Source organism: Geminocystis sp. (assembly GCF_041753295.1).
In the GTDB taxonomy this organism is placed as follows: domain Bacteria; phylum Cyanobacteriota; class Cyanobacteriia; order Cyanobacteriales; family Cyanobacteriaceae; genus Geminocystis.
This window is the reverse complement of sequence record NZ_JBGSUU010000106.1, coordinates 91556-107246: the sequence shown is the minus strand read 5'-3', so window position 1 is coordinate 107246 and position 15691 is coordinate 91556. Positions and strand designations below refer to the sequence as shown.

Sequence of the window (15691 nt, the reverse complement as noted above, 5' to 3'; positions counted from 1 at the left end):
TATGCTCAATTTAATTATTTGTCTTTTTCTGTGTGGACAAAAACTTAGAAATGTCGAAACGGTATTTTTAGGGATGTCAATTTATATTTAACTTGTTTAAAAACCAAGACTTCATTTCTTTTTTACCTAATAATTTTATTCTTAACCTAATAATATATCTTATTCCGTGTTTATTATTTCAAATTCCTGATTTACATAGTAAAATTGTATTGATATTTTTTTATTGTTTATTCTAAATTTATGAGTATTAAGTCCTTAGTATTAATTAGTGATTTCGTTATAGTAGATCATGGTAAATACATTGTCAAAGTTTCAGTTTATCGAGATGGTATCATTTTAGGTTGTGCGTTAGCTTCTGGGGATACAGTGGAGAAAGCAGAAGATGAAGCAAGAAAAAGAGCGATTACTTTAGTAAATAGCAATATATCCCTAGAAATTCCTGAAAAAAGCAGTTATATTCCTAAAATTGAACTTCCATCAAAAATTGAGTCAGAAAAAAAAGATCTTTCTTCCTTACCAAAAAAAGTAAAATCGACAAAACCAACCCCTGAAGTTGTCCCTCAAGATTTAATTTCAGTATCTGAAAATATGGCTTATTCCCTAGAAAATGAACTGAATATGGACATAAATCAAGATGAAATTGTAGCAGATAATTTTATAGATAACGATAATTCTACAGAAGAAAATATAATAGAAACTCCTTTAGAATTTACTTTCTCAGAAGATAATGAGACACTAAATCTTTCTGAAAGTGAAGCTATTTTAGACAGTAACGATAACTCAGAAGATAATTCAGAGAATAATTTAATTTTATTTCCTTCTTCCACTTCAGAAGATGACTCTTACTCAGAAACTACTTTACCTTTGCCCATAGACTTAAGTGATACAGTGGACTTTTCCCAAATTATAGATCAAACTAGCATCGAAATGAAACGATTAGGATGGACACAAGATCAAGGAAAAAAATATCTTCTCGAAACCTATGGCAAAAAATCTCGTCATCTACTTTCAGATAATGAGTTAATCGAATTTCTTAATTATCTTAAAACCCAGTAATTAAGATCATTTCACTAAGATAATGGAGAGTTAGAAATATTTGGCAAAGTACAACAGTTAATTTCATCAATGCAAATTTTTCCCCATTGTAACGCCCAACGAACCAATTCTACTCGGTTATCAGTTTTTGTTTTCGTGAGGATATTACTGATATGATTATCAACGGTTCTTTTGCTTATTTCTAACTTTTCAGAAATGTCTTGATTAGTTAAACCAGTGGCGACTAACTCTAATATTTCTATTTCTCGATGTGATAAATAAGTTGATTCGGATATTTTGCCACTACTCATAAATATTTTTTAACCAGTAATTTTGCCTATTCTATATTGTCTAATTCTAACCAAAAATTTCCGATAAAAGATCTTTAATTTTTACGAGCAAAAACTGCATAAAAAGGATCTTTACCTCCCATACCTAACATTTGTAAAATAGCTGGTAATTCAGGTTGTGTTGCCACTATTTTCGGTGTATTAAAATCAGATACTGATTGAAAATAAGATTTAACTAAATGAATTCTTTGCCTATCCGTAGCGTCACGCCATGCAGAAATTGCTTTTTGATAAAACATTCGATTAGAAAAACTAAAAATAGCTACCCCCTTTGGTTTTAAAATTCGGGCTATTTCACTGAAAATTGCTTCAGGATATTGTAAATATTGCACTGAAACTGAACATAGCACAGCGTCAAAATCTTCGTCATTTAGCGGTATTTTAGGATTTAAGTTTAAATTTTGCACGAAATAATGATTTAACTGCTTATTTCTCTTTAATTCTTCCTCATTCATCCCATGCCCTTCAACATGACTAAATTTCATCTCTTTCGGTAAATGAGATACCCAACTACTCATTAAATCTAAAATTCGGCTATTCGATGGTAATTCTTGGCGATAAAGTTCTTTTAATTGATTGATATAGTTATCATCCACATGATTAACAAAACGAGGAAAAGAATAAAATAAGCTATCTTCACTATCATCTAATTTAGTGCGTTGATGAGGCTGTAATAACATTTTTCAAAGATATGGCGGATTAAATCAAGTTCAAATTAATTATAGTTATAGATTTAAAGATAGAAATTTTTTTTTCATGGCATAAAACCTCAAAACTGACTGGATAGATAAATAGAAACCATTAATTTAATCAATTATGACTACTATTCAATCTAATCTACATAATCTTTTTACCTCTATTTTCCCCGATGAATCTCAATCACCTAGTTTAATCATTAAGTTTTTACTGGTATTAGAGGCTGAAAATTTAATTCCTTTATTTAATGTTAATCAAGATCAAAATAATTCCACTATTAACGCTTTCATTCATACTCAAAATAATGAAATTATCCCCGTTAATAACATTATTCTTCAGTGTTTAAAACAAAATCAATCACCTTTATTTTTTGGCTCTAATTTTCCTCTAGAATTAACTCATTGTTTAAACGATACTATAGCCTTTAATAGTTTTCTTATTTTCACTCAAGAAGGTTTACTGTTAGAGTTTCCTCCCTCGAAATTTAACCCTATTCAAAATCAGGAAAAATATCAACTAATTTCTTGGGATTATTGGGAGAATGTTTCTCTTTCCTTTGCTAAAAATCAGCCTAAATGTACATTAATTTTTAATAATAAAAAAGGAGATTCTTTAAAAATAAATAGTGTTTTAGAATATCAATCAGAAACAGAACAAATAGAGCAACAATTACCTTTAATTTTTGTTTATTTTATTATGAAAAAATTTTGGAAATATGTTAAGAAATACCGTCATGAAAAGTTTTTCGTCTTTAATCCTCAAGATTTCCTTTATTTAGATAAAGACAGATTAACTTATTTCATTAAAAATATTTTGCAAAATATTAACATTACCGAAACAGATTTAGATAATTTAATCCGTAAAATTCAATTAACTTAAATTAGACAGTTGACAGTTAATTATTCTCTATTTTCTATGACACAGTTAAAGGTTTTTCTAATCTATGATGAGCAAATAATTGATTTTCTACTTGTTCACAAATACGATGATAAGTAATTAAATGTATCTCTTGTATGTAAGGAGTATTTTTTTCATTGACAAATAAAGGATAATCAACTAAATTATTCATCATTCCACCATTATTTCCGGCCATACCGATGGTAATTAAACCTTTTTCTTTTGCCACTTTTAAAGCCTCAATGACATTGCGAGATTTGCCTGAAGTGGATAATACCCACAACATATCTCCAGCCTTGCCAAAACATTCTACTTGACGAGAAAAAATAGTTTCAAATTCATGATCATTACTCCATGCTGTTAATGTAGCAGTATTTGTACCTAATGCCATAGCTGGTAAACCAGGGCGCTCAATGTGAAAGCGTCCTACAAATTCCGCCGCAATATGTTGCGCATCGGCAGCCGAGCCTCCGTTACCGCAAATTAAAAGAGTATGCCCTTCTTGAAACCTTCCAGCGACAATATTACTGATTTTTTCTACCCCTTGACAGTATTTTTGATCAAAAGCCTGTTGTAAACACTGTAACCTTTCTTGTACCCAATAATCCAATTTTTCTCTCCTCACAATTAATTAATAACTACTGAAATATTGATATTTAAACTTTGTCAATTTCTAATTTTTTTATGGTTAATTATGTTATTTCAAAGTCAAATATTCATAACTAACCTTAAGATAATTCTATTTAACGGCAAACTTGTGCCACTAAAGCCATAACATCATGACGGGTTAGTTTTGTTTTTCCTAAAATCAATACTTCTAAGGTAGCATGAGCGAGAGTTAAAGGTATTTGACAAAATTGTAAAGCTGGGCCTTTTGGTAAAGATTTAGTGTAAGAATCCCCTAAACTAAGATTATAACGAGCATAGTTGTGCATATCTTCTAATTGCCAACCTTCAGGAATGAAACTAACACCTCGAAGTTTATCTTCTTGATGATTACGCAAAATATTTATCGCTTGTAAACCTCTTCCAAAACCAATGGCTTCTTCTCTATTAGTTTGAGTGTTATCGTACCATGCCCATAAATCTGACAATAATAAACCTACCGCCCCTGCTACACTAAAAGTATATTGATCTAAATTAGATTTAGTTTTAATTGTCCAGTTATTTTCAGCCCAATAAGCCATTCTATCCGCCATAGATGCTGTGGCATCCCAGATTCTAGCAGAAATACTAGGCGGTGCTAATAATGCCCATTCCGCAAAACGATAACTAACTTCAGGAATTATATGTTGGTATGATTTAATTACCTCTGTCATTTCGTTATGAGTAGTACTTGAATGACCTGCTTGTAATGCTAAACTAATATTTTTTAAAATTTTGACTTTCGTTATATTATCAAGCTGAGGATGATCTTCAATTTCATCTATAGCTCTCATACACAAGTAAGCAGATATAACAGCTTCCTGTAAACCATCAGGTAATCGACTAATGGGAATATAAAAAGTTCTACTGGTATCCTTGAGAGTTTTTAAGGCATCTTTTTTTAAATTCATTGATATTCACTCCTCACGCCCACAAAATAGGACAATACTAACACTGTTTAGGTAATATTAACCGAATCTTCTCCAAATCGGATGAAAAATTTTTCAGATTCTACTTTGAATATTTTTAGGTCAAATTATGATTTAAGATTAGAAATTGTGGATTATTTTACAATAAAGGGATACTTTTTGTTAACTTTAGTCTCCATCTGGGATTATTTTTGTAAAAACAGTTTAAACCATCCTCTACGCCAAAAATAAAAAGTCATTCCTCCTGCTATTAATAACATTAAAAATAAAGTTCCAAAATATCCCCAACGCCATTTTAATTCAGGCATATATTCAAAGTTCATGCCATAAAGTCCTGCTATAAATGTTAAAGGAATAAAAATACTAGAAATAATGGTTAATAGAGTAATTACTTCATTCATTTTATTACTCATAGAAGATATTAAAACATCCATTAAACTCGATGCTAATTCTCGATAAGTTTCCAATATATCTAAAATTTGAATTGTATGATAATAACAATCTCGAAAATAAACATAAACTTCTTTTGTAATTAAATTATTATCTTCTCTAGTTAGTTCATTAAAAAGATTCCGTAAAGGCCAAATTGAGCGTCTTAAAGCTAATAATTCTCGACGAATATTATAAATTTCTTGTAAAGTTTTTTTGCTCGGATTTAACACTATTTGATCTTCTAAATCTTCAATTCTTTCTCCATAGTCTTCTAATACAGGAAAGTAATTATCAATCAAAGTATCTAATAATAAATAAGCTAAATAATCTGCTCCTAATTGTCTAACTTTTCCTTGATTAAGTCTAATACGGTCTATAATTCTAGTAAAATCCTCTATTTCATCTTCTTGAAAGGTTAATAAATAATTTTTTCCTAAAATAAAACTAATTTGTTCTGTGGTAAAACCAATTTCATTTTTATTCGGTTTAATAGAATGTAAAATGATTAATAATTGATCTGGATAATCTTCTATTTTTGGTCTTTGTGGTACACTAACAACATCTTCTAAAATTAAAGGATGTAACTGAAAAACTTGTTCTACTTCTCGTAAAATATTTTCTGTACCTAATCCTTCTATATTTGCCCAAGAAATCAGATTATTAGTCAGACAAGAAACACAATCTTTTGGTTGAGTATTTACTCGACGATAAGCATTATTTTCATCATACTCAATCAAAGTTAAACGAGAAGGTAACGCCAGAGGATCAATTATAATACTCCCCGGTTCAGTCCCAGCTACATCATAAGAATAATCGAAATAATCTTCTTCTTCTTCTTGTTCTTCTATAGAGAAATCAGAGGAAACCATAATTATTAATTAACTTAATTTTTCTTCAATAATCATACTCAATTTTACTTTGATAAGGGCGAAATCTTTAAAATTACTTTACCTTAATTCATCCATCCATATTGACTAAATTGAGATTTATAAATTATTTTCCGTAATTTTTTCTTCAATCTTTGGTTTTTCTTCCTCTGATTCAATAGTTTTATTTTCTTGGTTTACTGATTCTACTACCGTAATTTCTTCTTGAGTATTATCAACCTTTAACTCTGGTTTTATTTCTACTTTTTCAGTTTCAATTTTAGGAGTTTCTTCCTTAATATTTTCTAATATTTCTTCTTCTTTAATAACTTCTTTTTCTTCCGTGTTTAAAGTAGGTAAAGATTCTTCAATATTTTCTATTACTTCTTCTTCCTTAGTAATTTCTTCCTCTGTTATAACTTCTTCTTCCGCCATTTCATAGTTACGAATAGTTATAGCTTGGGCTTTATTTAAACTAATTTTACCAGTAACTAATTTTGCTAAAGTATCTTTAATTTGAGGAACATATTCGATGGCTCTTACGGTACTATTAAAAGCATTCTTAATCACGTCCCCATTTTCATCGATAAATTCTAATTTAACCCAATTTTGCCCTTTATTAAAACCAGTTAAATAAATCGGTTGCCAAGTATCTAATAAAAAAGATTCACCGTTAACAGTAACTCGAATACGCCAATCAGGAATATCATCATTAGGATTTTCTTTAGCCACCACATGAAGAGGTGCGTTAGTTAAATAAAAGTCTAACATAATCGGCTGCGCACCATAAACTCCTTGAGGGCGACTATAGGTAAGTAATGGTTGAGAATCCGAAGGGTTATTGTCTTCTGTCGGCGTAAAAACATGAAAAGTAGTTTGAGCGTAAGCTCCTTCATTTTTAAAACTTTCATGCCAAGGGCGAGAAGCAAAAACTCTGATAGTATGAGTACCGGGAGTTAAATCTGATAAAATTATTGGTTGTTCTATGGTATAAATAGCTTGATAGGGTTTATCATCAACAAAAAAGTGTAAATGAGGACCCATTTGTAATTCTTCATTTTTAAAAATATCTAATCCCTTCACATCTAAACTTACAGATACATCTTTAGTATTTAAGACTTCACCGTTATTGGGAGTAAGAATTTTTACCTGTGGTTGAGATTGGGCAAAATTTTGATTAAGTTGTTGAATCAAGGCAGGAGGTGCAACTTCGGCGATATTTTCAACGTTAGGAATTGGTGGTTTTAACTCACTATTAAAGGCTTGTACGCTGTCGATGGTATCATTACAAGCAGTTAAAGTACAGCTAAAAATAATGATAGTTAGCCAAGAGAATATTTTTTTTAACATAAGACTTTTTATTGGTAACAAATTTTACTGAGTTAATGATAACGATACTATTTTATCAATGGAAAAACTCTTGTCGAATTTAATTATTATTACTAAGATTAGATAGTATCAATGAAGAATTTTTAGGTATAGTTAATGAATTATTCTTTAAAATTAGAAATATCCCAAACACTTTATGAAAATTTAGTAAAAACAGCAACTAAAACGGGTAAAACAAAGGAAGAAATAGCCATCGAAGTATTACAAACTTCTGTAAAAAATCTCATAAAAGAAGATCCTTTAGACGAATTTATTGGTAGTATTAATAGTAATATTAATGATTGGACAGAAAAACATGATCAATATTTAGGAAATATCTTAAATGAGAAAATCTAATAATCTGTTTATGGATACTTCAGGATGGGGAAATTTAATTGATCAAAGCCAATCTTATCATCAATTAACTGTTAGTATTTATCATAATGCTCGTGAAAGAGGAAGAAAAATTATTACGACTAACTATATTATTACTGAATTAGTCGCACTTTTAACGAGTCCTCTTCATCTTCCTCGAAATAAAGTGATTAAATTTATTGATGGAATTAAAACTTCTCCATATGTAGAGGTTATTCATATTAATTTTCACCAAGACGAAAAAACTTGGATACTTTTAACTAAACGCCTGATAAACAATGGAGTTTAGTAGATTGCTCTAGTTTTATTATTATGCAAGAATTAAGTATAACAGAAGCGATCACGACTGATCATCATTTTGAACAAGCAGGATTTATTCGTCTTCTTAAATCTTAATTTCTAATTTTTGCTAATAAATCATAAAAAGGTTGCCAATTATCCTCAGTGGTTATGGGTTGCCAAATTTCTTCAATAATATTTCTAATAGGCACAATTTGAGGATTGTATTGATTAAGAGTAATTTTTATGTTGTCTAATTCTTCCCTAACAAAATTTTCTAAGGCTTGATGATAAAGTTTTTTCCATGTATCAAAGTTAGATGAATTAATATCACTATTTTCTAAGATTAAAGTATAATTTTCGTGCCAACCATAATTAAATTGAGAAGCTAAATCAGCAAAAAATTGACTATAACTAACTTGACTTTCTTTTAATAAATTAACAGTTTCTGTTACTAACTTTTTAGCTAAATTATCAGGTAACTTATTAAACCCTAATTTTTTCACCATTAAACCTTGGTAAAATTGTTCATAATATTGATTATAATTAGTTAATGCTTCTTGTAAATCTTGATAAGGAATTACTAAAGAGAGGGGTTTTTGTAATAATTCCAAATTCCATTGACAAATTAACGGTTGATTGCCATAACTATATCTACCGCCGTAGTCGAAGTAAGCCGCCGTAAAAAGAGGATCATAGGTATTAATAAAAGCATAAGGGCCATAATCGAAACTTTCCCCCGTAATAGACATATTATCAGTATTTAACACTCCATGACAAAAACCAGCCGCCATCCATTGCGCTGCTAATAAAGCTACTCTTTGCACTAATTCACGATAAAATTCAATGTAGGGATTTTCAGAAGTAGTTAAATGGGGATAATAATAATAGATTACATGATCTAATAAATTTTTGACCAAATCTGGACGTTGTAAATAGTGTAACCTTTCAAAAGTACCAAAACGAATATGAGATTGACTAAAACGCACCATTACAGAACTACGAGTAGGTGACGGCTCATCTCCTCGCCATAAAGATTCCCCTGTTTCAATTAAGGAAAAACAACGGGAAGTATTAACTCCTAGTCTATGTAATGCTTCCCCTGCCATAACTTCTCTAATTCCTCCTTTGAGGGTAAGTCTGCCATCTGCCGTGCGAGAATAGGGTGTTCTTCCTGATCCTTTTGTGCCAAAATCGTATAATATGCCATTATTGCCTCTTATTTGTCCATATAAAAAGCCTCTACCGTCACCTAATTGGGGATTATATGAGCCAAATTGATAACCATGATATTTTAAGGCTAAAAATGGGCGTATTCCCTGAAATTTGCCGAAGGCTTCTATCCAATCATTTTCTTTTACGGCGTTTTTATCTAAACCAATGACGGGTAATAAATCATCGTTGGCAAACCTTAGTATATGTTTAGGAAATTCGGCAGCAGAAACTTCTTCGTAATAACTATCTCCTAAATTTTCTATAGCAGTTTCGTATTCAAGGTTTAAAAAAGGATTTGTCATAATTATTAGAAATGAATAATCAGAAATTAATTATATATATGTTTTGACATTTTCAATTTTAAATTTATTTTATCTGTTACATTTCTGTTGGTAAATTTTCTTTAAATTCTTGATAAAAAAGATTTTGATAATAGTTTAAAGCAATGGCAATTAATCCTAATCTACTTTGAGATATTGCTAAATGATTATGCAAAGTTTCTCCCCAAATTTGACAATAACATTCTACATTTAAAATGGCTTTACTTAATTTATTTAATGAATTTTGATAATTGAGTTTATTATTAACTATTTTATCAGTTATGATGATTAATTCTTTAATCAGTTTTTGCTCATAACTTCCTGATAAATTTATTATTTCATACTTAATATTAACTGGTTTTTCTATATACCATTTATTGAGTATAAAATCTACACTATTGAGATTTATTATATTCTGTTGATGAGCAGATTTTAAGATTGAACAACATCGAGAATGGGTATAATAATTATTAAAATTGATTTGACTTTTATTGGTTTTTATGTTATTTTTATTTAGCTCTAAAAGATTGATTTTATTAACCTTATTTAACCACTTATTAATAAGGCGATCGCCAATAATAAATTCTAACCAACCATTCTCAGAAATTTGAATTAAAATATCTTGTTGATAACTACTTTGATTCAAAATATTAACTAAATTTTGGGCTAAAAATAAAGGTGATTTTTTATAAATTTTAGCTAAGGATAAACAAAGGGAAGTTTTATAGATAATATTGTCTCCATTTTTGCTCAATTCTATAGAAAAGTTAATCCTTGATAAATCAGTAAAATACTGTAATTGTTTTTTTTCCTTGGTTATTAAATCTATTAATTTATTTTTAATTATAGTAACCAAAGAAAAATTATTTATAGTCATTTATTATAAGTATTAAAGCATTTAGGAATTGTGGACTTTAAAATTATTAAAAATAACTAATAATCTTTGTTGCCTTTTGCATTGTATAAAGTAAATATACAATTAGTTTTGCCATTAGATAAATCAATTTTATAAACTAACAGTTATACGAATAATAATTTTAATGGTAACAATAATAGTTATATAAATAGAAGTTAAAAAAGCATTATAAGTACTAGAATTGATAGCATATTCTTCTTTTTCTTCCTTTGATTCTGCCCTTAAAAACTTTCTATTTTTCATTTTAAAATATATTAATTGACTGATAATTAAGATTAAAAGAATAATAATTACCCCATCATTATTAATTAGTAAACCAATGCCACTTAATAAAGTTAAAAAACCACCAATAAATATAAAATTTGTAATAAAATAATCAGCTTTTTTTTGTTCAATTTGTGCAATACAAGTATCAATAAATTGAGATTCTCTTGCTTTTTTTAGGGCAAAAATACCTCCAACTATCCAAAATAAACCAAAAACTCTTAGGAAGTTTTCTAAAATTAATAAAAGTAAATTCATTATTTTTGTCTAAATTATTGCCTCTAATTCTAAGTATCTAATATCACTATATTTTAAAACTTATAACATCATTATTCACTCTTAATTTTTTCTTTAATGAGCTTAATATAAAGATGTTTAAAAGTCGATTTTAATACCCTTGGCAAACCAAAATCTATGGGCATTAATGCAGAGGGTAATCTCCAATTTTCTACCCTTAAATCTTCTGGTTTTAGTAAAGGAAATTCAATCTCTTTTAACTCACTACATAAACCTAATTTTTTCTGAGCAACCAAAGTAGGCACTATTTCTGAAGATACATTCAGTATATCAGCGATCGCCACATCTAAAGCAAAAACATTACTAGAAGCCCCTAAAATTCCTAATTCTCTAGGCTCTCCAGCACTTGGGCCATTACCTTCATGGGCGATAATACCGTCAATAATCGTCAAATCTGGCTTAATTGCCTTAGCAGTTTCCACTAACATCTCTCCAAAACGACTAGCATCTTTTCCTGCTTCCATATGCCACCATGCTTTCATTTTTCCTGGCACACAACCAAATAAATTTTTAACTCCCATTGTCATGGTTAACTGCATATGAGACTTAATTTTTGGCAAATTAATAATAACATCCGCTTCCATTGCTTCTTTTGATAACCGCAGATGGTTAAAATTATCATTATCAATAGGGTATTTTTGAGCATTAAACTCGATAATCGGTAAATTTAAGGCTTCACATAGCGGTAAATAACGATTAGCTTTAGCTACCCCCTTTGCACTTCCAAAAGCTGGGCTATCCCCTAAAAATGGTTTTCCTCCTACTTCTTGCACCATTTGAGCAACACAATAAACTATTTCTTTACGAGTAGTACATTCTTTTGTTGGGCGAGAAGCAGTTAATAGGTTAGGTTTGAGTAAAACTCGATCTCCTTTTTTTACGAAAGCAGATATACCACCAAAAGGTAACAATAAATTTTTAATGGAAGTGCGTAACTCTTTTAACTCATAAGATTGAGCTTTTATTAAGGAAACTTGAGTCATAAAAAAATATTAGTTTGGTAAACTTTTATTATAAACTGATAAATTGAAACTGTATAATTATTTCTAATTTATGTTTAATAATTAATGCTTAATTTCCCATATTCCCGAAGGCAAAAAAACACCATTTAAAGCCTTAATTTTTTCTTCTGTCATGAAATAAGTCCATCCTTCATCTAAGGGATAATTAAACTCATCATAAACTATAATTTTTTCTCGCCCATATTCATTTAAAGGAGCGTTAGAAATACCTGAATAACCTTCTAATTTATCTAAATTTTTTAAGTCTTTCAAAGAAGTAAAATAAAGTAAATAACCGAAAACTTTATGATCACCTTTGCTCATGGCAGGATAACCTAAAGGTAAGTTAAATAATCGTCCTTTTGCCCAACATTTTATTTCTTTAAAAGTTTTTCCTTGACAATAAATTTGATAGTATTTACCTCTTGGCTTTAAAGTACCATAAACAAAAACTTTGATCATTTTTCGTGAATTATTCTTACTGATTAATTTCCTTAAGAGAAAATTTTATCGTTGACATTAGTGCAATTAGGGGATCTAATTCAGCTATTATAGTAATAAAATAAATGAATAAATTAAACTGTAAAAATCGTGACTGTTACTCCTATTAAAAATAATCGTAATTTGACTCAAGTACCTGATAATTTTGGACGTTTTGGCAAATATGGTGGAAAATATGTGCCTGAAACTCTCATGCCAGCCTTAACTGAGTTAGAAGCCGCTTATAGTAAGTATAAAAATGAGCCTGATTTTCAGCAAGAATTAAATCAATTACTAAAAGATTATGTTGGTAGAGCAAATCCTCTTTATTTTGCCGAAAGACTAACCCAACATTATGCAAAAGCTGATGGTAGTGGCGCTCAAATTTACCTCAAACGAGAAGACTTAAACCATACAGGCGCTCATAAAATTAATAACGCATTAGGGCAAGTTTTACTAGCTGTGCGCATGGGTAAAAAAAGAATTATCGCTGAAACAGGGGCTGGACAACATGGAGTTGCTACTGCTACAGTGTGCGCTCGTTTTGGTTTAGATTGTGTAATATACATGGGCGTAGAAGATATGGAACGCCAAAAGTTAAACGTATTTAGAATGAGACTTTTAGGAGCTAAAGTTGAACCTGTATCCGCTGGAACTGGGACACTCAAAGATGCTACATCTGAAGCCATTAGAGATTGGGTTACTAATGTTGAAAATACTCATTATATACTAGGATCAGTCGCTGGCCCTCATCCCTATCCCATGATGGTGAGAGATTTTCACGGTGTCATCGGGAAAGAAACCCGTAGCCAATGTTTAGAAAAATGGGGGGGTTTACCTGATATTTTACTCGCTTGTGTCGGCGGTGGCTCAAATGCTATGGGTTTATTTTATGAATTTGTCGGTGATAATTCCGTGCGCTTAATCGGAGTTGAAGCCGAAGGTAGCGGTATTACTACAGGAAAACACGCAGCCACTTTAACTCAAGGAAAACCGGGAGTATTACACGGAGCTATGAGTTATTTACTACAAGATACCCAAGGGCAGGTTACAGAAGCCCATTCTATCAGTGCTGGGTTAGATTATCCGGGAGTTGGCCCAGAACATAGTTACTTGAAAGATGAAGGTAGAGCCGAATACTATAGTGTCACCGATGATGAAGCGTTAACGGCTTTTCAGTTGGTATGTAAACTAGAAGGTATTATCCCAGCCTTAGAAACTGCCCATGCTTTTGCTTATCTTGAGAAACTTTGCCCTAATCTTGAAGGTAATCCTCATATTGTAATCAATTGTTCAGGGCGTGGTGACAAAGATGTACAGACTGTCGCTAAGTATATTGATGGTATTGATTTGTAAGCCATAGGATTTTGTAGGGGTTAATGGCATTAACCCTTATTAAGGGTTAATTGTTATTAGTATTTCCGTTCTTTTGGCTCAAACATCGTAATAACTACGGGCATATAATTAACTTTTACACTATCAGCAGAATAAGAAGCCAAAGTATGTTGTAAAAATTTTTCATCATCTCTAGTGGGATAATCTTCCCGAGAATGCGCCCCTCTACTTTCTTGTCGTTGTAAAGCCGAGGTTAAAATTATCTCCCCTACTATCATGATGTTTTGCAATTCTAAGGCTTCTATTAATTCCGTATTCCAATCTTTACCTTTATCATCAAGAAAAATTTGACTATATTTAGCTTTCAGTTGTTGAATTTGTTTAATACCCTCTTTCATAACTTCTTCTGTGCGAAATACTCCACAATGCTCTGTCATGGTATCCTGAAAATTCTGTCTTAGGCTATTAATTCTTAAATCTCCTTTTTGGGAAAGTAAATCTTGGATACGTTTTTGCGCTTCTTCTAAATATTTTTTCTCGTCAATTTCAGGCATTTTACGATTTATAACATAATTGGCGATGGCCCGTCCAACTCTTCTGCCGTAAACCACGCATTCTAAGAGAGAATTACTACCGAGACGATTACCGCCATGCACAGAAACACAGGCACACTCACCGGCGGCAAAGAATCCTTCCGTTAATTGAGTGGCATTTTGACGCACTCTACCATCGGTATTAACAGGAATACCCCCCATGCAATAATGGGCAGTGGGGCGCACAGGCATGGGCTGATAAACCGCATCAACACCAACTAAACGATGGGCTTCTTCCCAACAAAAAGGCACACGACTCATGATTTTTTCCTTACCCATGTGAGTTAAATCTAAATGCACATAAGCACCACCAGCGCTACCATCAGGATGAATACCTCTTCCTGCACGAATTTCTAAAACGATAGCACGGGAAGTAATATCACGGGGTGCTAATTCCATTTGATTTGGGGCGTAATTTTCCATAAATCTATCCCCCTCACTGTTGCGCAAATAAGCACCTTCTCCTCTCACGGCTTCAGAAATTAACACTCCCACAGGATATAAACCCGTAGGATGAAACTGTACAAATTCCATATCTTCTAGGGGTAAACCTGCCGCCGCACACATCCCTAAACCGTCACCAGTGGAAGCATAATCGTTAGAAGTGGTGTTAAAAACCCTTCCATAACCCCCCGTAGCAAACATTACCGCTTTAGCCTTAACCACCTTTAAACGCCCGTCAGCAATATTAAACATGACAACGCCTTTGGCTTCTTTGATTACATTCTCATGTGGGGGTTGAGAGGCGATATTTTCCGCCTCCTTTCCGACATTGGGGACTTTTTTTGATTCATTGCCCAGAATTTGGGGTTGGGAGGAATTATCTTCAAGAATTAACTGTAAAACATACCATTCTTCGTAAACAGTGACATTATTTCGGCGTAAATTATTAACCAGTTCATGTAGCATAGCATGACCTGTTTTGTCTGCAGCATAACAAGTGCGTTTATGGGAATGTCCACCAAATGCCCGTTGTGCAATTCTACCATCTTCCAAACGAGAAAATAACACCCCTAAATGTTCTAATTCGATGATAACTTCTGGTGCTTCTTTCGTTAAATATTCCACCGCATCTTGATCTGCTAAATAGTCTGAACCCTTTACTGTATCGAAGGCGTGGGCTTTCCAATCATCTTCTGGATCTACATTTTGTAAACTTGCAGCAATACCACCTTGGGCTGCCACAGAATGTGAGCGAATGGGGTGGGTTTTCGCCACTAAACCGACATCTAAACTACTATTTTGTTTTTTTATTTCAAGGGCAGCACGACATCCTGCTAAACCACCACCAATAATCATCACATCATGTTCTAACATCACGAATCCTGCTTAAATATAACTTTAAATCTCGAATAGTAAAATACAGGCAAGATGCCTGTGAAAATGAGAAAATACTTT

General features: G+C 31.5%; 17 protein-coding genes. 5 read left to right on the top strand and 12 right to left on the bottom strand.

Annotated elements, in window-relative coordinates:
- Positions 1-240 precede the first annotated feature (240 nt).
- Complete coding sequence (locus tag ACEW8E_RS12890) at positions 241-1056, top strand: hypothetical protein (RefSeq protein ID WP_373480754.1); 816 nt, start codon at positions 241-243, stop codon at positions 1054-1056.
- Positions 1057-1070: 14 nt separating this feature from the next.
- Here ACEW8E_RS12890 and ACEW8E_RS12885 read toward each other — a convergent pair whose 3' ends face one another.
- Both ACEW8E_RS12885 and ACEW8E_RS12880 read right to left on the bottom strand, forming a co-directional pair.
- Entirely contained in the window at positions 1071-1346 is a 276-nt protein-coding gene (locus ACEW8E_RS12885) for a LuxR C-terminal-related transcriptional regulator (protein WP_373480753.1), read from the bottom strand.
- 74 nt (positions 1347-1420) lie between these two features.
- The gene (locus ACEW8E_RS12880; protein WP_373480752.1) at positions 1421-2065 is read right to left on the bottom strand and encodes a class I SAM-dependent methyltransferase; all 645 of its coding nucleotides are present in this window, start codon (positions 2063-2065) and stop codon (positions 1421-1423) included.
- Positions 2066-2201: 136 nt separating this feature from the next.
- On the opposite strand from ACEW8E_RS12880, the gene ACEW8E_RS12875 reads away from it, so the two are divergent.
- Positions 2202-2960, top strand: a complete 759-nt coding sequence (locus ACEW8E_RS12875) for a hypothetical protein (RefSeq protein WP_373480751.1) — start codon at positions 2202-2204, stop codon at positions 2958-2960.
- 34 nt (positions 2961-2994) lie between these two features.
- On the opposite strand, the gene gmhA is transcribed toward ACEW8E_RS12875, so the two are convergent.
- The 4 genes from gmhA to ACEW8E_RS12855 all read right to left on the bottom strand — a co-directional run bounded on the left by gmhA (position 2995) and on the right by ACEW8E_RS12855 (position 7200).
- Positions 2995-3588 (bottom strand): D-sedoheptulose 7-phosphate isomerase, encoded by a 594-nt coding sequence (gmhA, locus tag ACEW8E_RS12870; RefSeq protein ID WP_373480750.1) that lies wholly within the window; start codon positions 3586-3588, stop codon positions 2995-2997.
- A gap of 133 nt (positions 3589-3721) precedes the next feature.
- Positions 3722-4534, bottom strand: a complete 813-nt coding sequence (locus ACEW8E_RS12865) for a squalene/phytoene synthase family protein (protein ID WP_373480749.1) — start codon at positions 4532-4534, stop codon at positions 3722-3724.
- A gap of 203 nt (positions 4535-4737) precedes the next feature.
- Positions 4738-5853 (bottom strand): magnesium/cobalt transporter CorA, encoded by a 1116-nt coding sequence (gene corA / locus ACEW8E_RS12860; protein WP_373480748.1) that lies wholly within the window; start codon positions 5851-5853, stop codon positions 4738-4740.
- A 117-nt stretch (positions 5854-5970) separates the two neighbouring features.
- Positions 5971-7200: a hypothetical protein gene (locus ACEW8E_RS12855; protein WP_373480747.1), complete on the bottom strand. Its 1230-nt coding sequence runs from the start codon at positions 7198-7200 to the stop codon at positions 5971-5973.
- Positions 7201-7335: 135 nt separating this feature from the next.
- Between ACEW8E_RS12855 and ACEW8E_RS12850 the strand changes: the two genes are divergently transcribed.
- Complete coding sequence (locus tag ACEW8E_RS12850; RefSeq protein WP_373480746.1) at positions 7336-7575, top strand: hypothetical protein; 240 nt, start codon at positions 7336-7338, stop codon at positions 7573-7575.
- Positions 7562-7882 (top strand): VapC toxin family PIN domain ribonuclease, encoded by a 321-nt coding sequence (locus ACEW8E_RS12845; RefSeq protein ID WP_373480745.1) that lies wholly within the window; start codon positions 7562-7564, stop codon positions 7880-7882. Before ACEW8E_RS12850 ends, ACEW8E_RS12845 begins: the two co-directional genes overlap by 14 nt.
- 103 nt (positions 7883-7985) lie before the next feature.
- Here ACEW8E_RS12845 and ACEW8E_RS12840 read toward each other — a convergent pair whose 3' ends face one another.
- The 5 genes from ACEW8E_RS12840 to ACEW8E_RS12820 all read right to left on the bottom strand — a co-directional run bounded on the left by ACEW8E_RS12840 (position 7986) and on the right by ACEW8E_RS12820 (position 12347).
- Positions 7986-9389: a YdiU family protein gene (locus tag ACEW8E_RS12840; protein ID WP_373480744.1), complete on the bottom strand. Its 1404-nt coding sequence runs from the start codon at positions 9387-9389 to the stop codon at positions 7986-7988.
- A gap of 76 nt (positions 9390-9465) precedes the next feature.
- Entirely contained in the window at positions 9466-10284 is an 819-nt protein-coding gene (locus ACEW8E_RS12835) for a hypothetical protein (RefSeq protein WP_373480743.1), read from the bottom strand.
- A 129-nt stretch (positions 10285-10413) separates the two neighbouring features.
- Positions 10414-10845 (bottom strand): hypothetical protein, encoded by a 432-nt coding sequence (locus tag ACEW8E_RS12830; protein WP_373480742.1) that lies wholly within the window; start codon positions 10843-10845, stop codon positions 10414-10416.
- A 71-nt stretch (positions 10846-10916) separates the two neighbouring features.
- Complete coding sequence (locus ACEW8E_RS12825) at positions 10917-11867, bottom strand: DUF362 domain-containing protein (protein ID WP_373480741.1); 951 nt, start codon at positions 11865-11867, stop codon at positions 10917-10919.
- Between the two features lie 81 nt (positions 11868-11948).
- A complete protein-coding gene (locus tag ACEW8E_RS12820; protein ID WP_373480740.1) occupies positions 11949-12347 on the bottom strand; it encodes a gamma-glutamylcyclotransferase in 399 nt (132 codons plus the stop codon).
- Between the two features lie 129 nt (positions 12348-12476).
- Here ACEW8E_RS12820 and trpB point away from each other — a divergent pair, with 129 nt between their 5' ends.
- A complete protein-coding gene (trpB, locus tag ACEW8E_RS12815; protein ID WP_373480739.1) occupies positions 12477-13721 on the top strand; it encodes a tryptophan synthase subunit beta in 1245 nt (414 codons plus the stop codon).
- Between the two features lie 56 nt (positions 13722-13777).
- On the opposite strand, the gene ACEW8E_RS12810 is transcribed toward trpB, so the two are convergent.
- Positions 13778-15610 (bottom strand): FAD-binding protein, encoded by a 1833-nt coding sequence (locus tag ACEW8E_RS12810; protein WP_373480738.1) that lies wholly within the window; start codon positions 15608-15610, stop codon positions 13778-13780.
- Positions 15611-15691 lie beyond the last annotated feature (81 nt).